Annotated in this window: 21 protein-coding genes and 1 pseudogene; 10 read left to right on the forward strand and 12 right to left on the reverse strand. The window is 62.9% G+C overall.

Annotated elements, in window-relative coordinates:
* Nucleotides 1–13 precede the first annotated feature (13 nt).
* From EP007_RS14935 to EP007_RS14955, 5 genes are all read left to right on the forward strand, one after another.
* The gene (locus EP007_RS14935; protein ID WP_128478410.1) at nt 14–1,315 is read left to right on the forward strand and encodes a TraB/GumN family protein; all 1,302 of its coding nucleotides are present in this window, start codon (nt 14–16) and stop codon (nt 1,313–1,315) included.
* Entirely contained in the window at nt 1,312–1,929 is a 618-nt protein-coding gene (locus tag EP007_RS14940; RefSeq protein WP_128478411.1) for a zinc metalloprotease, read from the forward strand. Before EP007_RS14935 ends, EP007_RS14940 begins: the two co-directional genes overlap by 4 nt.
* Before the next feature lie 108 nt (nt 1,930–2,037).
* Entirely contained in the window at nt 2,038–3,012 is a 975-nt protein-coding gene (gene purM / locus EP007_RS14945; RefSeq protein ID WP_128478412.1) for a phosphoribosylformylglycinamidine cyclo-ligase, read from the forward strand.
* 105 nt (nt 3,013–3,117) lie between these two features.
* Entirely contained in the window at nt 3,118–3,246 is a 129-nt protein-coding gene (locus EP007_RS17820; RefSeq protein WP_208023507.1) for a dodecin family protein, read from the forward strand.
* Nucleotides 3,247–3,613: 367 nt separating this feature from the next.
* Nucleotides 3,614–4,723, forward strand: coding sequence for a twin-arginine translocation signal domain-containing protein (locus EP007_RS14955; protein WP_128478413.1), 1,110 nt, complete (start codon nt 3,614–3,616; stop codon nt 4,721–4,723).
* A gap of 108 nt (nt 4,724–4,831) precedes the next feature.
* On the opposite strand, the gene EP007_RS14960 is transcribed toward EP007_RS14955, so the two are convergent.
* The 7 genes from EP007_RS14960 to EP007_RS14990 form a co-directional block, all read right to left on the reverse strand.
* A complete protein-coding gene (locus EP007_RS14960) occupies nt 4,832–5,371 on the reverse strand; it encodes a hypothetical protein (protein WP_128478414.1) in 540 nt (179 codons plus the stop codon).
* 78 nt (nt 5,372–5,449) lie between these two features.
* Nucleotides 5,450–6,229, reverse strand: a complete 780-nt coding sequence (locus EP007_RS14965) for a GNAT family N-acetyltransferase (protein ID WP_128478415.1) — start codon at nt 6,227–6,229, stop codon at nt 5,450–5,452.
* Nucleotides 6,230–6,257: 28 nt separating this feature from the next.
* The gene (locus EP007_RS14970; protein WP_128478416.1) at nt 6,258–6,650 is read right to left on the reverse strand and encodes a hypothetical protein; all 393 of its coding nucleotides are present in this window, start codon (nt 6,648–6,650) and stop codon (nt 6,258–6,260) included.
* A 15-nt stretch (nt 6,651–6,665) separates the two neighbouring features.
* Nucleotides 6,666–8,333: an FAD-dependent monooxygenase gene (locus EP007_RS14975; protein WP_128478625.1), complete on the reverse strand. Its 1,668-nt coding sequence runs from the start codon at nt 8,331–8,333 to the stop codon at nt 6,666–6,668.
* 16 nt (nt 8,334–8,349) lie between these two features.
* Nucleotides 8,350–9,816 carry an electron transfer flavoprotein subunit alpha/FixB family protein gene (locus tag EP007_RS14980; RefSeq protein ID WP_128478626.1) on the reverse strand — a complete coding sequence of 489 codons (1,467 nt, stop codon included), beginning with the start codon at nt 9,814–9,816 and terminating at the stop codon, nt 8,350–8,352.
* A 20-nt stretch (nt 9,817–9,836) separates the two neighbouring features.
* Nucleotides 9,837–10,706, reverse strand: a complete 870-nt coding sequence (locus EP007_RS14985) for an electron transfer flavoprotein subunit beta/FixA family protein (protein WP_128478417.1) — start codon at nt 10,704–10,706, stop codon at nt 9,837–9,839.
* Nucleotides 10,707–10,925: 219 nt separating this feature from the next.
* Nucleotides 10,926–12,041, reverse strand: a complete 1,116-nt coding sequence (locus tag EP007_RS14990) for a polymer-forming cytoskeletal protein (RefSeq protein WP_128478418.1) — start codon at nt 12,039–12,041, stop codon at nt 10,926–10,928.
* 114 nt (nt 12,042–12,155) lie between these two features.
* On the opposite strand from EP007_RS14990, the gene EP007_RS14995 reads away from it, so the two are divergent.
* From EP007_RS14995 to EP007_RS17635, 3 genes are all read left to right on the forward strand, one after another.
* Nucleotides 12,156–12,353 (forward strand): DUF5800 family protein, encoded by a 198-nt coding sequence (locus EP007_RS14995; RefSeq protein ID WP_128478419.1) that lies wholly within the window; start codon nt 12,156–12,158, stop codon nt 12,351–12,353.
* A 71-nt stretch (nt 12,354–12,424) separates the two neighbouring features.
* On the forward strand, nt 12,425–12,562 hold the full coding sequence (locus tag EP007_RS17630) for a hypothetical protein (protein WP_166035627.1): 138 nt from the start codon (nt 12,425–12,427) through the stop codon (nt 12,560–12,562).
* 70 nt (nt 12,563–12,632) lie between these two features.
* Nucleotides 12,633–13,481 carry a lamin tail domain-containing protein gene (locus tag EP007_RS17635; RefSeq protein ID WP_166035629.1) on the forward strand — a complete coding sequence of 283 codons (849 nt, stop codon included), beginning with the start codon at nt 12,633–12,635 and terminating at the stop codon, nt 13,479–13,481.
* 92 nt (nt 13,482–13,573) lie between these two features.
* On the opposite strand, the gene pan1 is transcribed toward EP007_RS17635, so the two are convergent.
* Nucleotides 13,574–14,788, reverse strand: coding sequence for a proteasome-activating nucleotidase Pan1 (pan1, locus tag EP007_RS15005; RefSeq protein WP_128478420.1), 1,215 nt, complete (start codon nt 14,786–14,788; stop codon nt 13,574–13,576).
* Nucleotides 14,789–15,015: 227 nt separating this feature from the next.
* Between pan1 and EP007_RS15010 the strand changes: the two genes are divergently transcribed.
* Together EP007_RS15010 and EP007_RS15015 are read left to right on the forward strand one after the other, a co-directional pair.
* Nucleotides 15,016–15,291: a MarR family transcriptional regulator gene (locus EP007_RS15010; RefSeq protein ID WP_128478421.1), complete on the forward strand. Its 276-nt coding sequence runs from the start codon at nt 15,016–15,018 to the stop codon at nt 15,289–15,291.
* Nucleotides 15,292–15,411: 120 nt separating this feature from the next.
* A complete protein-coding gene (locus tag EP007_RS15015) occupies nt 15,412–15,669 on the forward strand; it encodes a BolA family protein (protein ID WP_128478422.1) in 258 nt (85 codons plus the stop codon).
* A gap of 10 nt (nt 15,670–15,679) precedes the next feature.
* Here EP007_RS15015 and EP007_RS15020 read toward each other — a convergent pair whose 3' ends face one another.
* The 4 genes and pseudogenes from EP007_RS15020 to EP007_RS15035 form a co-directional block, all read right to left on the reverse strand.
* Nucleotides 15,680–16,297, reverse strand: a complete 618-nt coding sequence (locus tag EP007_RS15020) for a hypothetical protein (RefSeq protein WP_128478423.1) — start codon at nt 16,295–16,297, stop codon at nt 15,680–15,682.
* A gap of 156 nt (nt 16,298–16,453) precedes the next feature.
* Nucleotides 16,454–17,878, reverse strand: coding sequence for a S8 family peptidase (locus tag EP007_RS15025; RefSeq protein ID WP_128478424.1), 1,425 nt, complete (start codon nt 17,876–17,878; stop codon nt 16,454–16,456).
* A gap of 132 nt (nt 17,879–18,010) precedes the next feature.
* Nucleotides 18,011–18,913 (reverse strand): annotated as a pseudogene (locus tag EP007_RS15030) (ABC transporter ATP-binding protein); the annotation flags it as partial.
* 206 nt (nt 18,914–19,119) lie between these two features.
* Nucleotides 19,120–20,133 (reverse strand): hypothetical protein, encoded by a 1,014-nt coding sequence (locus EP007_RS15035; protein ID WP_128478426.1) that lies wholly within the window; start codon nt 20,131–20,133, stop codon nt 19,120–19,122.
* Nucleotides 20,134–20,250 lie beyond the last annotated feature (117 nt).

Consider the following 20,250-nt stretch of genomic DNA (forward strand, 5'->3'; position numbering starts at 1 on the left):
TGTAAGGCGAACGATGAGCGATTCAGCCGAGTTAGACGCCGGAGACGGCGAGGGCAGCGTCCGCGTCGTCGGGACCGCCCACGTCTCCGCCGACAGCGTCGAGGAGGTCCGCGAGACCATCGACGAGGAGCGCCCCGACGTGGTCGCGGTCGAACTCGACGAGGGGAGGTATCGCCAGATGCAGGGCGAAGTGGCCCAAGACCTCGAACCCTCGGACCTGCTCGAAGGGAACACCGTCTTCCAGTTCATCGCCTACTGGATGCTGTCGTACGTGCAGGCCCAGATGGGCGAGCAGTTCGACATCGAACCCGGCGCGGACATGCAGGCCGCAATCGAGACCGCCGAGGCGGTCGGGAGCGAGGTCGCGCTGGTTGACCGAGACATCCAGACCACCATCCAGCGCTTCTGGGCGCGGATGAGTTTCTTCGAGAAACTTCGGATGGTCTGGGAACTCTGTCTGGTGATGGTCGGCATCGGCGAACCCGACGAGGACGAGGAGTTCGACATCGAGGAGATGACCGACGGCGACGTGGTGACGGCGATGATGGAGGAGTTCCGCCAGTTCTCCCCCGGCGGCGCGGAGGCGCTCATCGACGAGCGCGACGCCTTCATCGCTCACCGACTCGTCGCCCTGCGGCGGGCGGGCCACGATGTCGTCGCAATCGTCGGCGCGGGCCACCGCGCGGGCATCGAGGAGTATCTCGACCACCCCGAGCGCCTGCCGCCGATGGAGGAGTTGGTCGGAACGGAATCAGGACGGCGGTTCTCGCTGTTCAAGATTTTCGGCTACGTGATGGCGCTGGGCTTTCTCACGTTCTTCTTCCTGCTGTTCATGGCCGGTGTGCGGAACGTTCTCCTCCTGAAGGTGTTCGCGGCGTGGTTCCTGTTCAACGGCATCTTCGCGTTCGGACTGGCGAAACTGGCGGGCGCGCGCTGGACTTCGGCGGGCGTCGGCGGCGCGGTGGCGTGGCTAACGAGCGTCAACCCCCTGCTCGCGCCGGGGTGGTTCGCGGGCTACGTCGAGTTGAAGTACACCTCGGTCAACGTCGGCGACATCTCCAAACTTAACGAGATTCTGGCCGACGAGGAGAGTCCGCTCCGGGACATCATGCGTCGAATGCTCGACGTGCCGCTGTTCCGCCTCATCGCCATCGTGGCGATGACGAACGTCGGAAGCATGATTGCGAGTTTCGCCTTCCCGTTCGTCGTGTTGCCCCTGCTCGGGTCCCAAGTCGGCGGCGTCGGGCAGGTGACCGACCTGATGATACAGGGCGCGCAGAACAGCGCAGACCTCATCATCCGGACGTTGACATGAAAGTCGGTGACATTCGGTTCGGCACGCGCGAGGTATTCGATATCGCCGTCGCGTGGGCGGCCCTCGGACTCGCCTTCGCGCTGTTCTTCGGCGGCGGCGGTCGGACGATTCTGCGTCGTCCGGGCGTCCTGCTCGGACTGCTCCCCGCGAGTCTCGTGACCGCGGGGTTAGGGTTTCTGCTCCACGAGATGGCTCACAAAATCACCGCGATTCGGTTCGGGCAGATAGCGGAGTTCCGCGCCGACTACGGCATGCTCTTTCTCGCCGTCGTGGGCGCGCTGGCTGGCTTTCTCTTCGCCGCGCCCGGCGCGGTGTACCATCAGGGCCGCGCGACGCTCCGAGAGAACGGTCTCATCGCGCTCGCCGGACCGCTGACCAACGTTGCGCTCGGGATGGTGTTTTTCGTGCTAGAACTGCTGTTCGGCGGCACACTTGGGAGCATCGCGGCGCTCGGCGTCCGCATCAACTTCCTGCTGGCTGGCTTCAACATGATTCCGTTCGGACCGCTCGACGGCAACACGGTCAAGGAGTGGAGCGTCCCCGCGTTCGCCGGGTTCGGCCTGCCCTGCTTCGCGCTGGCGGCGTGGGCGCTCTTTGGCTTCTCAGTCCTCTGAGTTCGTGTAGACGCCAGCGCGCCGAATCGGAGGCCCACAGAATTCAGACGCGCTCCCTCCCGACGCGCAAACGGTGGAACTTTACTCGCCGACCGCCCCATTCTCACCATGACCGAAGACGAGGAACTCACCTACGCGGACGCCGGGGTGGACATCGAGGCGAGCGAGGCCGCGACGGCGGCGCTGGTCGGCGCTGTCGGCGACATCGACGAGAGCGAATACGCGGGCCTGCTGGACATCGGCGACCGCTACCTCGCGCTTGCGACCGACGGCGTAGGCACGAAACTGCTCGTGGCTGAGGCGTTGGGCGACTACTCGACGGTCGGCATCGACTGCATCGCCATGAATGCCAACGACCTCGTGGCGTCAGGCGTCGAACCGGTCGCGTTCGTGGATTACCTCGCCGTAGACGAACCCAGCGAGGAGTTCTCCGAGCAGGTCGGCGACGGACTCGCCGCGGGTGCCGAGGAGGCCGACATCGCGCTGGTCGGCGGCGAGACGGCGGTGATGCCCGAGGTAATCAAGGGGCTAGACCTCGCGGGCGCGTGCGTCGGTCTCACACCGAAAGACGCCGTTTTTCCCGGCGAGGCCGAGGTCGGCGACGCGCTGGTCGGGTTCCCCGCCAGCGGCATCCACTCGAACGGCCTGACCCTCGCACGGGAGGCCGCGACGCGCGACCACGAGTACACCGACCCCTTCCCGCTCGGCGACGGCGAGGAGTCCATCGGCGAGGTCCTGCTCGAACCGACCCGCATCTACACGTACCTGCTCGACCACCTGCGGGACCGCGAGGTTCACGCCGGGGCCCACGTCACCGGCGGCGGGTGGACCAACCTCTCGCGGATGGGTGAGTTCCGCTACGAAATTGCCGACCCGTTCGACGCCCATCCGATTTTCCAGTTCGTGCAGGAGGAGGGCAACATCGGCGACGAGGAGATGCACCGGACGTTCAACATGGGCACCGGGTTCGTCGTTGCGCTTCCCCCAGACGAGGCAGAGACGCTGGCCGACGAGACGGACGGCCGAATCGTCGGCGAGGTCCGCGAGGGCGACTGCGTGGCGATTCGCGGTCTCGAACTGTAGCGGGGCGCGGTCCTCGAAGCGTGACGTGTCCCAGACCGCATTGGCGCGCCGACGCGTTTTGTGGCTACAAGACGCTACACGGGACACGTCGTAGCGTCGCTGCCCATGACGGCAGTCAAAGTGATCAAGGTCCTCGGCACCTCCGAGGAAGGGTGGGAGCAGGCCGCCCACGAAGCGGTCGAACAGGCGAGCGAGACTATTGAGGACATCCACGGCGTCGAAGTGGAGGACTAGACCGCGGACGTGGAGAACGGCCGGATTCAGGAGTACAAGACGACTGTCGAAGTCGCGTTTCCGGTCCACCAACAGCAGGAGTGAGCGGCGGCCGGGCGGTCGGGCGGTCGATTTTTCACCCGAACTTGTCCGGTTTCAGGAGCGACACCAGTCCGACCACAGCGAGGTGACTGCGAGCGAATGGACTCGACTGACTACCGGACCGTGAGCCGGTAACGAAGCGATATCTCCGGCTTACCCGTCATGGCCGTGATTCTACAGGATACTTTGAGATTCAAGCAGCGAAGATTACTCAAAATACGAAGAGTATTTTATAAATATTCTTCAGTCGAAAATATTATCTCTGTATATTTCATCCTTTCAGCTGATGTCTGAGAAAGATGATGAGATGGGTGGAATAAATCGGAGAAACCTCATCAAGAGCTCTGCCGCCGCAGGTGCGCTCGGTACGAGCGGCGGAGCGCTGAGTTCGGTGTTCGGTACTGTCCGGGCGGAAGAGGCCACGGCCAGCGACATCGAGCAGATCAAGCAGGCACCGGGCGTCCAACAGATTCTTGACGAACTCGGCGTCGAATCGCTTCCGGACCCCGAGAAAGTCGAGAAGCGACGCCTCGAAGGCGACGGCGAGGTCACGGACGGCGAACTCGTCATGATGAAAGTCGAGTTGAAGTACGGGACGCTCCTCGCCGCAAAGCGGAACGGTCAGATCGGGACCGTCTTTACGTTCGATAGGGACCTCTCGTCGGCACCGACCAACTACTCGATAGTGACTGAGACGGGCGGGTCGATAGCGAGTACCCGCTCCGACGTTGAGTTCGCGCGGGGCGTTACCGACGCCGAGGAGGAACGCGTCCTGTCAACGCTCGACGTTGACGGTAAGATCGAGCGAACGAGGATACAGGCGACCACGGCCATCGACGGGTTCCGCGTGAAGTTGGCAGTGACCGACCCGGAAACCGACGAACTGGAAACGCCGGAGTACCTCGTCAACGTCGGCCGAGGGTTCGACCCGAAATCCGAGGAGTTCACTGGGCCATCGGCTAGTCTGCGCTCCGTCTCCGCGTCCGGCCACACCTCCCAGCGCGTCACGACGGAGGGCATCGGAACCAAAATAATCGCGGACATCCTCAAGGATTGGCTCCTCGCCAACGTCATCAGTGGGACGCTCGACGAACTCGGCATCGAGTGTGACGACACCTGTACTAACTGTGGGCTGTGGATTTACGACGTAGTGACTGCCTGCGGGACGTGTGTCGGCTTCTGTTCGAGCAGCGTGAGTGGCGTCGGTGCGATCCTGTGCGTCGCTTGTTTCTACGCGTTCTGTAGCAAGCCCATCAGCGGTGAGGCGAACTGCGCGGCCTGTATGGCGTGTCTCCTCACGGGCGACGAACCCGACGTTCCCCCGAACCCGCCGAACGCCTTCCTCAACTGGGTCTGGGACGAACTGCCGTCGCCGCCGTCGCTCCCGTCCATCTGACGATAACTGGCGCGTTTGTCGTCCTCCGGTTTCTCGCCGTCATTTCACCGAGCAAACGGACCCGAAAGCGGCGCTTTCGGGTCCAGTTCCCGTCCGGCATCGATTCGGTCACCCGAACTCGTCCGGTTTCAGGAGCGACGCCAGTCCGACCAGTCCAAGGATAACCCCGAAAACCGCCGCGTCCGCGGCGGCCCAGAGCGAGTCCGCCAGAAACGCGTCGGCTGCGAAACCGAGGAGTCCGATTCCGAGGAGGAGACCGACCGCGCCGACCGGTCGCGCTGGTCCCATCGGAAGCGACGGCCCGACGAGGTGAGCGAGCGCAAACGCGACCAGTGCGACGAACCCCGCGAATAACTCTCTGTTAAGAAAGGACTGGCCCTCCGGGCCGACGAGCGCCAGCACGCCGAGTGAGACGGCCCCCGCGAGCAGGACGGCGACGCCTTCCTGTCGGGTCGAGAGTCGGTTCGAGACCCGCGAAAGGTGGAGGTAGCCGAACCAGACGACGACGAGAACGGCGACGCCAGCTACCTTCGCCAACACGTCGGGGTCCGTGAAGTCCTCGAACGAACGGAGGACCATGGCGAGGAAGATGAGACCGACAAGTGCGTACCCGTACGGACGAAGTCGGTCGAACGTGTTCGCTACCATATTCTGCCTTTGTCTCTGCGATAATAATACCTTTTTCTGTCGGGGATAAAACAGTGGGGCGAATTCGGTCTGACTTGCCTACAACTTCACGGCCATCATCACTTCGTCCACGTACTCGCCGTCGATTTTGTAGTGATCTTCGCGGACCGCCTCGGTCTCCCAGCCGTGTCCTTCGAGGAACTCGATGGCGTACTCGTTGGTCGAGGGCGCGCTCTGGTAGAGTTTTTCGTAGCCGTTCGAGGCCGCCCACGCCACGCCGCGTTCGAGCAGGTGGCTCCCGATGCCGAAGCCCTGATACTCGTCCAGCACGCCGACGGTCAACTCCGCGGTGTGGGCCAGTTTGTCGAGTTCCGGCGCGTAGAGATGGACCCACCCGACCACGTCCTCGCCCGGCCTGACGCCAGTCGAACCGTCCGAGGCGCTCCGCCCCTCGCCGCCGACCGTGGCGACGAAGAACATCCGCGACTCGATTTCGTTGTGTCGCAACAGGGCCTCGTCGTGGTCTATCTCGTCGGCGACGCTCTCGGCGACGATGTAGCTTCCCTGCTCGGCGACTCGGCGAATCGCGCCGACGATGCCCGAGAGGTCCTCCTGTCGGGCGGGCCGGATGGTGAACGCCACGCCGTCCACGTCGTACTCCTCGGCCACGCCCTCCTCGAAGGAGGCCCGGAGTCTCCCCTCGCGCTCTTCCAGATAGCCGTCGCGCTTGAGGATGGCGACGTGGTGGCGGAATCCGCCGGGGTCAACGCCCAGCGCGTCGCGGGCCGCCTCGAAGTCCACTTCGCCGCGACTCTCGACGTACTCGTAGATTCGCTTGCGGTCCTCGTGTCCGAATTCGAGCGCTTCTGAGAACTTCATGAACAATGGTAACACACCCCGCGACTCCTTAACTGTTTCTCGAACCCCACGCCACGCTCCGGTCGCGCTCGGGGATGGCCGTCAGGAGTCGCGCGCTCTCGACCACGTCGCGGGTCTTGATGACTAACTCAGCGACTTCGCGGACCGTGAACTCGGCGTCGATGGCGCGGCCGTGACACCGCGCGTAGAGTTCGAGCCAGTCGTTCAGTGCAGTCTCTAAGTCGGACATCTCCGCGCGGTCGAGGGGTGCGAACTCGCCGGTCCGGGTCTCGACGTAGACCGCGACCACCTCGCCGACGCCGTCTCGGAGGTAGGTCAGCGCGCGCTCCTCGGCGGGCGGGTTCGCTGGCGGGTCGAACTCTCGGCGGTCCTCGCGGGCGCGCGCCGCGAGGGCGTCGATTCGGTCGCGGTAGTCGCTCATGCGCTCCTCACGGGGTTACCCTTGCTCGAACTCGACACCCTTGCCGCCCCGCGGGTGTTCCCAGTCGGTGTCGGCGACGACCGCACAGGTACCACACTCGACGCAGGGTTGGGTGTCGAGGCTGACGCGCTTCTGTTCGCTCCCGTTAGTCTTGACCGTCTCCTCGCGGTAGCATCCGCCGCCGAAGTCCTTCGCGCTGACCGGGCAGGCGGTGACGGCCGCGCCGCTGGCCGCCACGGAGTCGTCCAGCAGTTCGATGTGCGGGTTGCCAACGTCGGTGTCGTAGGTCAGGTCGCCGATTCTGGTGGCGAGGTCCTTCGGTTCGAAGTCGGCCTCGCCCGCGACGCGCTCGCCCAACTCCTCGGCGATGACGGTCGGCAGGGTGACGTAGGGCGTCTGCGTGTCGGGCACGATTTGGGAAAGATACGGTGACGAGTAGAGGTCTTCGAGGCGGTCGCCCAGCAGGCGCACGCCGAGTCGGCCGACTGGCGAGGTGAGAAGCGAGTCGGTCGCGTTCGCCACCGGTTCGCGTTCGCCGAGCGCGCTGGCGACCCGATACCCTTTCGGCCGGAGTTTACCCATGACGCCCTCCTCGCGGAGTTTTCGCTCGTAAAGGTCGCCCGCCTGCTCGGGCTTGCCGCGCAATTTCGCCTCGGCGAACGCCTCGCCAGCGAGCGCCCCGGCCGAGACGGCGTGGTTCATCCCCTTGATGATGGGACCTTGGGCCTGCATCTGGCCCGCGGCGTCGCCCACCGCGAGCAGTCGCCCCTCGTGAGGCGAGGGGTTCGCGGCCTTCTTCGAGTCTGGCACCAGTTTGGCGCTGTACTCCACTTCGTCGTAGTGGCCCTCCAACCAGTCCGCCAGCAGGGGATGAGTCAACAGGTTGTCGAGCAGTTGGTGGGGTTCGGCCTCCTGTTCCACGATGCTGTCGAGGTGGAACACCGAGCCAATCGACAGCGAGTCCTCGTTGGTGTAGACGAACCCGCCGCCACGAACGCCCTCGAACAGGTCGCCCGAGAAGAGGTGGGCCTCACCTTCGTCGTCGCCGACCCCGAACCGCTCGGCGATGATTTCGGAGGGCACGTCCACGACGGCCTTGACGCCTTGGAACCACTCGTCGGGGTCGTCCCAGTCCATCAGGCCCGCGTCGCGGGCCAACTCGGAGTTTACTCCGTCCGCCGCGATTACGAGGTCGGCCCAAATCGGGTCGAGTTCGTCGCAGGTCACGCCGACGATTTCTCCGCCGTCACGCAGGAGTCCGTTCACCCGAACGTCGGTCAGCAGGCCGCCGCCGGTCTCGCTGGCCAACTCGTGAACTCGGTCGGCCATCCACGAGTCCATCTCCCGGCGAAGCACGGCGTCGGACCACTCGGTGTCGTGTTCGTGCAGGTCGGTGATGTCGAAGGTCTCGACCTGCTCGCCCGCGACGTTGTGGAGGTAGTAGTCGGTGACGGGTCGTTCCGTGGCCTCCTCGCGGAAGTCCGGAAAGAGCGCGTCCACCGTGTAGGGCGCGGACTCCTCGGCGTAGACGAGACCGCCCGTCACGTTCTTCGACCCGGCTTCGACCCCGCGTTCGAGGACAAGGGTCTCCACGCCGTTTCGCGCCAGTACCGCGGCCGCCGCGGCCCCGCCGGGTCCCGCCCCGACCACGACCGCCTCGTAGTGTTCGTGTTCGTCGGTCATCGTTCGTCCGGTTTCGTCAGTCATCGCTGGCCTCCGCTTTCCCCGTCAGTTCGCCCGCCTCGATGGAGTCGGTGAGGCGGGGAAGCACCTCGAAGAGGTCGCCCTCCACGAAGTAGTCGCTGAAGTCCCGAATCCGGGCGTCTGAATCGGTGTTGACCGCGACGATGGTGTCGGACTCGTCCATCCCGACCTTGTGCTGGACCGCGCCGGAGATTCCGGCCGCGACGTAGAGCGTGGGTGCGACCTCTTGGCCGGTCTCGCCGATTTGGCGCTCCTCGGCGACGTAGTCGGCGACGTGGCCGTCCACGTCGTAGGAGGCCGTAACGACGCCCCGCGAGAGTCCGAGCGCGGCGTCCTCGAAGGCGTCCACGAGGTCGAGACCCAACTCGATGCCCCGCGTCGGGTCGTCGCCGATGCCCCGACCGAGCGCGACGACGACTTCGTGACCCGTGAGGTCCACGCCCTCGTCCAGTCGGTCGAAGTCGGTCACGTCCACCCGGAACCAGTCGTCCGAGAGGTCAAGGTCGTGTTCGACCACCTCACCCTCGCGCTCGTAGTCGGGGTCGATGGGTTCGAAGCTCCCCGGTATCACCGAACAGCCCTGCGGATGGAACTCCCGGCTGGGGTTGTCGAGACAGAGAATCGTGGAATACTCGAACCCCGAGAAATCCGGGCGCTTCATGTGCAGAACGCGCTCGAACTCTACTTTCTCGCCGGGTTCGCCGGTCTTGACGGGATTCGAAATAAGCTCCTCCTCGATGAACAGTCCCGAGCAGTCCGACGCGAGGCCGGAGTCGAGTTCGGCCTGCACCTGCGCCGAGAGGTCCCGGCCGTTGTTCGTCGCCGGGAAGAGGAAGTAGCGGGGCTTGTCGTAGTCGCGCCACTCGGCAGTGGGGTCGCTTCCGGGGTTGCCCGTCTCCCAGTTGGGCGGGTCGGCCCCGCCCCGCGCCATGTCCGCGACGATTTCGGTGTAGGGCTTGTGGCGGAAGCGTTCGAGTCGGTCGTCCTCGTGGTAGATTGCCACGTCCGCGCCGCGCGCCACTACCTCGTCGGTAAGTCCCGTCGTCGCGTCCGCGTCGCCGACGAGGACGCCGACGACGCGCTCCGATTCGTACTCGTCGTTGTACTCGTCCATCAGTTCGCGGGCCTTCCCGAGCATCTCCGTGGACACGTCGAGCAGTTCGCCGCCTTGAGTCTCGCAGTAGACCCACATGTCGCGGTACTCCCCGCCCTTGAGCGCGCGGACGTGCTTCTTGTCGCGGGTTCGGGTCTGGACCTCGTAACTGATTTCCTCGTCGTCGGCCGCGGGCGCGGTCTCGTCGCTCAACTCGTCGATGCGCCGCCGAATCGCCTCGCTGGCGGTCTTGCGGTCCTTGCCCGCCTGCTCGGCCGCGAGTACCGCGTCGAGTTTTGCGGGGTCGTCGGCCGCCGCGAGTTTCTGTTTCAGTTCCGCGACCGTGTATTCGCTCGGGTTCAGGTCCACGTCGTTGTCGTCGGCCACGCTCACTCACCCCCCGCGAGGGGTCGCATCTCGTCTATCAGTTGCTCCATCTCTTCCTCGTCGTCGGGAGCCACCGTCGTCGCCTCGCGCTCGGAGGGTGCCTTCGGAATCGGGTCCACGCCCGAGACGATGGTCGGCGACCCGTCGAGACCGATGAAGTCGGGGTCCAAATCGAGGTCCTCGGCGCTCCACGTCGTGAGATGCTCGTCGTACTCCTCGACGCGCTCCTCGGTCTCGGCTTTGAGTCGCTTGTGCCGGAGTCGGTGTTCGGCCCGCCGGTAGGAGGGTTCGAAATCCGGGTCGGTCACGACGAACGCGGGCAGGGGTGCCTCGACGGTCTCTATCTCGTTGGCGTCGCCCTCCACGAGTCGCTTGGCGCGGAGCGTCTCCTCCTCGTCGTCCACGGTCAGCGAGATGACGTGGGTCACTATCGGCCGGTCGAGACACCAACTGGTCTGCGGGCCGGTCTGGCCTGTCTCGCCGTCTGCGGTCTTGAACCCCGCGAACACGAGGTCCGGTTCGCCCGACTGCCCATCACGCTCGGCTATCTTCTCGACGCCGCCCGAGAGCGTAATCGCGGTGGACCACGTATCGGCCGCGGCCATCTCGCGGTCCGAGAGGAGATAGAGGTCGTCGGCGTAGACGCTCATGGCCTCCTCCAGTACGCTCTCGTAGCCCGGCGGTCCCATGCTCATCACGCTGACTTGCCCGCCCTGCTTGACTTTGGTCTGAAGGGCGGCCTCCAGCGCGAACTCGTCGTTAGGGTTCATCACCGTGGGGGTCGCCCCGCGTTCGAGGTGGCCGTCCTCGTCGAACGACACCTGCCCCTCTCGGAAGTCGGGGACGCCCTTCGTGAGCACTACCGAGTGCATCGACACCACCTGATACGATTGTGTCTCTCTCCCATACGCCCTCAAAGTATCATCGTCAATGTTTATTACAGTAACCCCGAAATCGCGCTCTCAGGTTCGCGCTATCGACTCCAAAAGTGGGCGAAAAGCCGTCGAAACGACCGTAAGCCGCCGAAACTGCCGAATTACCCGGAGAACCGCTATCGAGTCGGCGCTCTCTGGAACATCGGCGGCGAAAAACTACTCGTCGGTCGGACGCTCGCTCTCGGGGACCTCGGTGTCGGCGTCGAATTTGAAGATATCTCCGGCGTCGGCGGTCGTCTCGGAGTCGCTATTCTCGCCGGAATCGCTCTCCGACCGGAAATCGTTGCTCTCGCCGGACTGCGTTTCCGAGTCCTCCGCGTCGGCGCGTTCCGCGCCGACGCTCGCGGCGGTACTGCCGTCCTCGCCCGCGCTCACGGCGTCGCCGTGGAATCGCTTGCGACCGCCGTCGCCGTCGGCGGCTATCTGCTCGTGGGTTCCGGCTTTCACCATCGACATCTCGCCGCTCGCGCGCATCGTTCCGTCCACGATTGCGCCCTCGTGGAAGTGGAGGTCCTCGCAGGAAACGTCGCCCCGAACCTCCACATCGTCGGCGAGTTCGACCGTCCCGTTCCGAGTCGTCACGTCGCCGTGGATGACCGTCCCGCCGCCGACCGAGATGTCGCCGCGAGCGCGCAGGCTGCCGAACACGTCGTTTCGCTGGCCCACCTCGATGGACTCGGCGCGGATGTTGCCGTGGAGTCGGCAGTCGTCGCCGATGGCCGCGGGCGTCGAGACGCGCCACGAGTCGTCGGAGACGTGGCCGTTCCGCGGGACGACCACGGGGTCGGCCTCGACCTCTTCGTTTTCGAGTAGTTCGGAGACGACTTCCTCTGCGGCCTCCTCCTCGCCGATGCGAAGCAGTTGCTGGAGGTAGACGAAGACGAAGACGATTGTCGGCATCGGATTCCGGATAACTATCCACCCGTTCGCCTCGAACCCCTCTTCGATGTCCACGTCGTCGCCGATGTCGAGGTCGCCACTGACCATCAGGCGACCACCGACGTGGACGCGCTCGCCGAGGTAGGCGTCCCGGCCGACCAATACGTTGTCGGCCACGTCTGACCACATGTCGAGGCGGAGGTCGGCCTCGGCCTCGATGTGGCCGCCAAACCGGACGCGCTCTCCGGCGATGACGTTGTGACCTCGGACGCCGAACTCGACCGTACTCTGCCCGCCGACGATAACGTCGCCGTCGGTCACGAGGTCGTGTTCCTCGACGGTCGTTCCGTCGGGAATCGCAAGCTCGTCCAAGGGGTCCGAACCAAGCGACACACCGGTTGGTTCTGGTCGAACCCTAATAAACTTCAGTCAGACACCTGCCGGAAATCGAACACTCGCCGTCGAAATTCGGAGGGGTTTTTAAATAGCGCCCTCAAATGCGGGGGTATGACGACGCTCGCGTTCGACGAGGACGGTGTGGACGTGGTGTACGAGGGGACCGAGTTCCGCCTCTCGAAGGACCTCATCGAGGGAGCGACAGGCAAGTCCTACTTCGACGTGACCGACCACGAGGTGCTTCGAATCGTGGAGAAGAACCCGAACCTCGACGGTGACGCCCGCCAAATCAAGGACATCATCGGGTAGACGAGGAGGGCCGAGCGGTCCTCCGGCCGGTTTCAGGTAGGGTTAAGGGCCGCTGGCCCGACGAGTCGAACATGAACCTGCCCGCCGACTTCGAACACCCCTCGTGGCTGACCGCGTTCGGAACGCTTGCCGGTTACGGCGCGATTCTGCTGGCGATGTTCGTCGTGCTGTTTCTCCTGCCCTACGCGGCGTTTCTCGCTCTCGGCTAAGGCTATCGGCTCGCCGATAGTTCCGAATAGCTAAGCCTGCCGCGGTCGGTTCTCAGCCGGGGGAATGGGAATGACCGTCACGAATCCGTGGGCGACCAGAACCACGACCGACCACGACGAGATACGCGAGTGGATCGAGGCGCGCGACGCCGACCCTGCACACGTACAGCAGACCGGCGAGGGCGACGACCTCGGGGTCCTGCGCATCGACTTCCCGGACGACGGCCCGGACCGAAATCTCGAACCAGTCCCGTGGGACCGGTTTTTCGGGAAGTTCGAGGAGGCCGACCTCGCGTTTCGCTACCAGAACGAGAAGAAGAACGGCGAGGAGAGCTACTTCCATCGGTTCGTGAACCGCGAGGCGACCGGCGTGGCCGACGTGCCCGACGCGGCGGTGTCGGTCGTCGCCGTGGAGTCGGTGCCGGTCGCCGGAGATGAGTCGAAGACCGACCGCGACGCGGCCGAGGAAGCCGACCGCGAAGCGGACGACGAGACGAATCCGGAGACCGACCCTGCTCGCGGTCCGACCGCCGAGGGCGTCCCCGACGAGGTGCTGGGCAACCGCCGCCCGCGAGTACCGAGACTCACCGCGGGGCTGGTCGTAGACGAGATTCACGAGAACGCGCGGGGGTACGACCACTGGAACAAGAACGGCGAGTACGTCGTCCTCCGCAACGAGAGCGACGATCCGCTGGACCTGACTGGCTGGACCGTCGAAAACTCCGACGGGACGACCTACGAGTTCCCCGAGGAGTTCGTCCTCGCTCCGAACCGGTCGGTGACGATTCACTCCGGGTCGGGCGAGGACGCCGACGACAACCTCTACTGGGGGTCGGCGCGCGCGCTCTGGAAGAACACCGGAGACGTGGTGACCGTCCGCGACGAGACCGACCGCCGCGTGATTCGGGTGTCGTACTGACGACGCGTCGCCCGACCGACGGCCGGTCGGCTACTCGCTTCGAGGAGAGAGAAAAATACGACGAGAAGGCCCTTCTCAGCAGACGTGTCGCGTCAGGCGAACGTTTTCGAGATTTCTTCTTCTTCGTCCTCGGCGTCGATCTTCGCCTTGGCCTCCTCGAAGTCGTCCATCGTGATTTCGGTGCGGTCGTCGCGGATGGCGAACATCCCGGCCTCGGTGCAGACGGCCTTGATGTCCGCGCCCGAGGCGTCCTCGGCGTTCTTGGCCAACTTCTCGAAGTCCACGTCGTCGGCGACGTTCATGTCGCGGGTGTGGATGCGGAAAATCTTCTCGCGGCCTTCGAGGTTCGGCTTGGGCACTTCGATGAGGCGGTCGAATCGGCCGGGCCTGAGGATGGCGCGGTCGAGCATGTCGAAGCGGTTGGTCGCCGCAATGATGCGGATGTCGCCGCGGTCCTCGAAGCCGTCCATCTCGCTGAGTAGTTGCATCATCGTACGCTGGACCTCGGCGTCGCCCGAGGTCTTCGAGTCGGTCCGCTTGGCCGCGATGGCGTCAATCTCGTCGATGAAGAGGACGGCGGGTTCGTGCTGGCGGGCGACCTCGAAGAGGTCCCGGACCAGCTTCGCACCCTCGCCGATGAACTTGTGGACGAGTTCCGAGCCAGCCATCTTGATGAAGGTAGCGTCGGTCTGGTTGGCGACGGCCTTCGCCAGCATCGTCTTGCCCGTTCCGGGCGGGCCGTAGAGCAGGACGCCGCTCGGCGGTTCGATGCCGACCTCGCCGAACATCTCGGGGCGTTCGAGGGGCATCTCGACCGTCTCGCGGACCTCGTTCATCTGCTCTTCGAGTCCGCCGATGTCCTCGTAGGTCACGGAGGGGCTCTCCTCGACCTGCATGACTCGCGCCCGAACGTCGGTCTCGTTCTCCAGCGTCTTTACGATAGAGAGAGAGTTGTTGACGGCGACGCGGTCGTCGGGTTCGAGGTCCTCGCGCATCTCGTCGGTGACCTCGGTGACGGCCTCCTGGTTGTTGCCGTGCTGTTTGATAATGACGCCGTCGTCGGTGAGTTCCTGTACGGTGGCGACGAACAGCGGCGACTGCTTGAGCTTCTTGTTCTCGTGGGTCAGGCGTTCGAGCTTCTGCTGGTACTTGTTGTTCTCGGCGTTCGCATCCAGAAGCTTGTCTCGCATCTCCTCGTTCTGAGATTCCAGAACCTCCAACCGCTCTTGAAGGGCCTCGATCTTGTCCTGCTGGGACGCGCTCTCCTCGTCGTAGGGGAGGTCTACGTCTTCCACAGTGTCGGTCATCACAACGGTCTAAGTCCCTCCCTCATAAGAGGCTTCGGGTCAGTGTGACGCATGTCATACAGTCGCACACTATTCGGAATTGAACTGCATCGAACTCCCGTTCGGCGTCGGAATTCGGGTCGCTCGCTCACCCTCTCACGCCGAACGCGTTCGACCGACAAAATGCTCATTAGTAATATATTCAAAGGGCAAATATTATTAAGCCGTATCCGAAAGGTGGTGATAGCATGAGTGCATCAGAAACTGCGCGACCGAAAGAGAGCCAACTCACGGGGGAGAACGCCACCGAGTCAATACGGGACCTGCCGCCCAGCGCCAAGTTGGTCGCCAAGGTATTGGAGTACAACGACACCCTGACCCAGAGCCAGATCGCCGAGGAGTCGCTGCTCCCCGACCGGACCGTCCGCTACGCGCTGAACCGCCTCGACGACGAGGGAATCGTGGACTCGCGGTTCTCGTTCTCGGACGCGCGCAAGCGTCTCTACACGCTGAATCTCGACTGACTCGCTGCGTCGTCGTCCCATAGCTCTTCGGGTGGGCACGGCGCGACCGCGCGAGCAATCTTCTTTCGTTCTCCGCTCGGTATCCACACGCATTTGGCCACCCGTTTCGTAGCCAAAGGCATGGACGCCGACGACGTGACCGAACTCATCGAATCGAATCTCGAAGACGCCGAGGCGACCGTCAGCCACCCGCGCGGGGTTGACGACGAGGACCACCTCGCGGCCACCGTCGTCTCGCCAGCGTTCGAGGGCGAATCGCTGGTCGCCCAACACGAACTAGTCTACGACGCGCTGGGCGACCACATGACCGACGATATCCACGCGCTCGAACTCAAGACTTACACCCCCGAGGAGTACGCCGAAAAAAGCGACAAGTAGCCGCGGTCCGCTAGTCCGGACACGCACATTCGGTGTCGTACACTTTGCAGTTCCGACAGTTCACGTCGCAGTTGTAGTTTTTGAGCGTCGAGTAGTTGTCAGCACACGAACTCCCGCACGTCTGGTATCTACAGCCGGTTGGCGTGACGCCGGACTCGTCTACCAGCAGTCGGTCGCCGCCGGACTTCGGTTCGACCAGCGCGTACGCCGTCTCGCGCTCGGGTTGGACGAACAGCGCGAGTTCGTGGGTCGAACTGCTCGCCGAAACCGTGGCGAGCGCGGTGGTCGTTCCCTCCTCGCGGATGGCCGTCACGCCCGCCAGCGAGTCGGCGGCGGTCGGTTCGAGACCAGTCACCTCCGAGTCGAGTCCAACGTCGAGCGCCCGGAACTCGAAGTCCTCGGGGACGAACCCCTCGTCCACGAGCGTCTCCCGGAGGTCCCTGCCGTGGCGCTCGAACGCCGACCGCAGGGCGCGTTCGTCGTGGTACTCCCCGACGAGTCGGGCCTTCTCCCGCGCCGTCGCCGCGGCACCGCCGGTGGTCGAGACCAGTCCGGCACCCACGGCGGCGGTGGTACCGATTCGCTTCAGCATCGTTCGACGGTCGATTGGTATGCTTTTTCGTGGCATACGCCATAGTACAATACCTTTTGAAATAAAAATTTAATCTAGCTAACTTGATATGGGTCGCGGCCGAGCGCGGATATTCGACTCGTCGGGCGTCGTCTCCGGTCCTCGGCCACGAGAAAGAACGGCGTCGGTGGGTTCGGTCGAGCGCGCGGCGGCTTATCGAGCGCGCTTGATGAGTCGGCGGAGGTCGAGGTGGCCTGCGCCGTGGTACGTCTCGCCCTCCGGGGCGTCTCGTGCGGTCTCCCGAATCAGGGTCTCGACTTCCTCGACACTGGCGTCCGGGCGGAGCGAGCGCACGAGCGCGACCGCACCGGCGACCTGCGGGGCCGCCATCGAGGTGCCAGCCTTCCAGCCGTAGTCCGGGACGGTTTCGCCGTCCTCGTTCGTCTCGTAGACGGTGGAAAGGACGAGGTCGTAGTACCAGCCCTCGACCTCGTCGATGGCTTCGGGGTCGTAGTTCCCGCCAGCGGCGCTCACATCGACCGCTTCGCCGTAGTTGGTGTAGTTCGCGGGGTAGGCCGTCGGCTTGTCGAGTTTCTTCAGCGCCTTGTCCTCGCGGCTCGGTTTCTTGTCGTCCCAGAGGTAGCCGATGGGACCGGTCGCGGCGACGCCGAAGACGCCCTCGACTTCGGTCGGGAGGCTGAGGACGCCCTCTTGGTCCATGTCCAGCGCGTCGTTGCCCGAGGAGTTGACGACGACCATGTCTTGAGACCGCGCGTACGAGACGGCGCGCTCGTACATCTCCTTGACGTCGAGCAGGAACGGGTACTCGTCGGGGTAGACGTACGGGAGCGGGTAGCCGAGGCTGAGGTTCGCGGCGTCACAGCCCTTGCTCGCGGCGTCCACGACGGCGGCGATGGTGTCGCCGCTCGCGCCCTGCACGCCGGAGAAGACGCGATGGGAGAGGATTTCCGTATCGGGCGCGGTGCCGAGGATGCCCTCGCCGTCGGCGTTGTTCCCAGCGACGATGCCCGCGACGTGGGTCCCGTGGTTGCCAGCGCCGTTCGGACGGAAGTCGTAGGGGTCGGTAGTGAAGTTCTCCGACAGTTCCTCGTTGACGACGCCCGCGAGGTCCGGGTGGTCGTAGACGCCGCTGTCGATGACGGCGACGCGAGTCCCCTCGCCGGTCGCCGTGTCCTGAACCGTCCGGCCGTTGCCGGGATTCTCGGTCAGGTCGCCGACGCGCTGGGCGCGCTTGTCCCACTGGAGTTCCGTGTTGGTGGGTTCGCCGCTGTCCCATGCGGGACCCTTGCTTCCGCGGCCCTTGCCGGAGTGTTCCTTGGCGGGACCGCCCTCGGGCGTCGCGTCGTGCTGGTACACCGCGAGGTCGGCGACTGTGGAGGCCGAACCGGGTACCGCGCCGGGGTCGCCTCGCGCCGCGAGTACGTCGATCTCCGAGATGTCGTGGATAATCTCCACGTCGTCGGGGACCTCACTGCGCGACACCTCGCGCAGGTCAACGAGGAATCGTCGGTCCGGTCCGCTACTGCCGTCCGCGCTCGCCGACCCCGTTAGAAGTGCCGCACTGCCGACTGCCCCGCCAGCAGCCTTGAGAAACGTTCGTCTGCTATGGTCTGACATTCCACTGTAACAGTTGTCACACGACCACTTAATATTTTATATAAATGCGTCTAAATCGAACGGAGATTCTATGGACAGACAACACGTTTGGCGTCGCTCATCGTCGCAAAAAGCGGAGAAACGCGGGAGCAGTCAGAAGTTCGGTTGTGCGACTTCCGTCCGGTTGAGTTCGCGGTTGTGCAACGCTTCGCCCGTGTCGCGGTCGAAGATGTGGACTGCCTCCTCGGGGACGTTGGCGACCACCGACTGGCCGCTGTCTACGTTCCGCAGGCCCGAGACGGTGGCGACGAACGTCTCGGTCTCCTCGTCGGACTCCGCCGTCGCGCTCTCGAAGGTGAGATAGACGTTGTTCTCGTCGCCCATCGGTTCGACCACATCGACGTGCGTCCGGAAGTCGTGGCGGCCGTCGCCCTCGGCGACGAGTTCGATGTCCTCGGGACGGATGCCGAGGACGAGTCGGTCGTGACCCTCCACGTCGGCGAACACGTCGGCCGAGAGCGGATACTCGAACTCGTCGGCTACGAGGTAGTCGCCGTCCAGCGTCACGTCGAAGAAGTTCATCGATGGTTCGCCGATGAACCCCGCGACGAAGACGTTGGCCGGTTCGTGGTAACACTCCAACGGCGTCCCGATTTGCTGGAGTTCGCCGTCGTTCAGGATGGCGATGCGGTCGCCCATCGTCATCGCCTCGGTCTGGTCGTGGGTGACGTACACCGTCGTCACGTCGAGGTCTTCCTGCAACCGCTGTAGCTCCGTCCGCATCTGCGAGCGGAGTTTCGCGTCCAGATTGCTCAGCGGTTCGTCCATCAGGAACACCTCCGGGTCCCGGACGATGGCCCGGCCCAAGGCGACGCGCTGTTGCTGGCCGCCCGAGAGTTCGCCGGGCTTGCGGTCTAGCAGGTCCCCGATGCCCATCATCGCGGCGGTCTCCTCGACCTGCGCGGCGATTTCGTCGTCGGGCATGTCGGTCGATTCCTCCAGTCCGAAGCTCATGTTTTCCCGCACCGTCATGTGGGGGTAGAGCGCGTACGATTTCTTGTTTGATAATTAGAAAAACATATGATTATAAATAATTATTTCACTTATAAATTAGAATATTATTTATTTTAATTTAGTATATAATTTAAATAAGTTATTTATATAATTTATAGATGATGTAATTAATTCTTTAATCCTATACTATAATAATTATTGATTATACAAAGGCATGTAAGAAAATCACGGGAAAATATCTCTTATTCTTAGTCCTTCACTTCGGACGCAAGCTTTGCTTCTTTGCCAGCTAAACTTGCCGACTCGTTTCTCCCCGGCAGATCAAGCTTCCAGCGTAGTGCCGTCTCATCATTTGCCCCATAGGAACCGACACTGTCGCTGAACAAGGCTTCTTGAGTAAGACCAACCCTGTGGACATCACCGTCATTAGGTACTTTGATTTCAACTTTGCCGTGTTGCCACTGAAGAGGAACTACAATATTTCCGCCGTTGCAGAAGTCCCACTTGAATCCACTAGGGTTCCCCGTGATTGTATTTTCACCACAGAAATTCGGATCGTCGTAAAGTTTGAACAACAGTTTTGCAAGTGTAAGAGCGTTACCTACGCTGCTAACGGTCGCTTTCATCGCTTCAAATGCCAACTGTCCTATGAACCCGGCAAAGTCGTAACCTTTGTTACTGTTGTTGTAAACAGTGTCTACAACTTCTCCTTTGTAGGTTTCAATTGAATCACCACTTTGTTTGATTACTTCTTCCCAAGTAGGGTCCGTATTGTTAGTAACATACCCAGGGTATGTACTATCGATATTCATATTTTCGGTACCACCCTTCACATTGTCAATTAGGAATCTGGACCCTTCCTGAGCGTGATGGCCATAGTCTTTCGTTACCTCACAATAGCTACAATTTTTCTGTCCGCCGTAAGTATGGCTGGAAAGCGCGAACCCAAAGTGATGGGAAATCAGACTCCCTTCGTCATCATATCCCTGATATTTTAGGTTGAAGCTGAGGTCCTTAACCTGATGACCGCGACTCACAGTATCCCGAGTTGCTAGAATCCCGTAGTCATCTGACCAGGGTGATCCGTTATGATGTGCACTGGCTATCGTGGAAGAACTACTAAATCCACCGATAATCGCCCCGATGCCGATGCTTGTAGACCCTATTTTGCTGAGAATATCTCGGCGGGTTGCATCGGTAGAGCCTTGTTCGTTTAACTGGCTAGCTCTCGTGCTAGATTCACTGCTTTGTTCTTCTTTCATTGTTCGCAGTTCTTAATTCTCTAATTTATACAAATATATTGTTAGCTATTTTGACTATAATTGAATTCTTCGGTATAAGATGATAATATCATTGAGGGATGTTTTGGCAGAATATTG

Origin of the sequence: Halorussus pelagicus, from assembly GCF_004087835.1 — an archaeon.
GTDB classification, from domain to species: Archaea; Halobacteriota; Halobacteria; order Halobacteriales; family Haladaptataceae; genus Halorussus; species Halorussus pelagicus.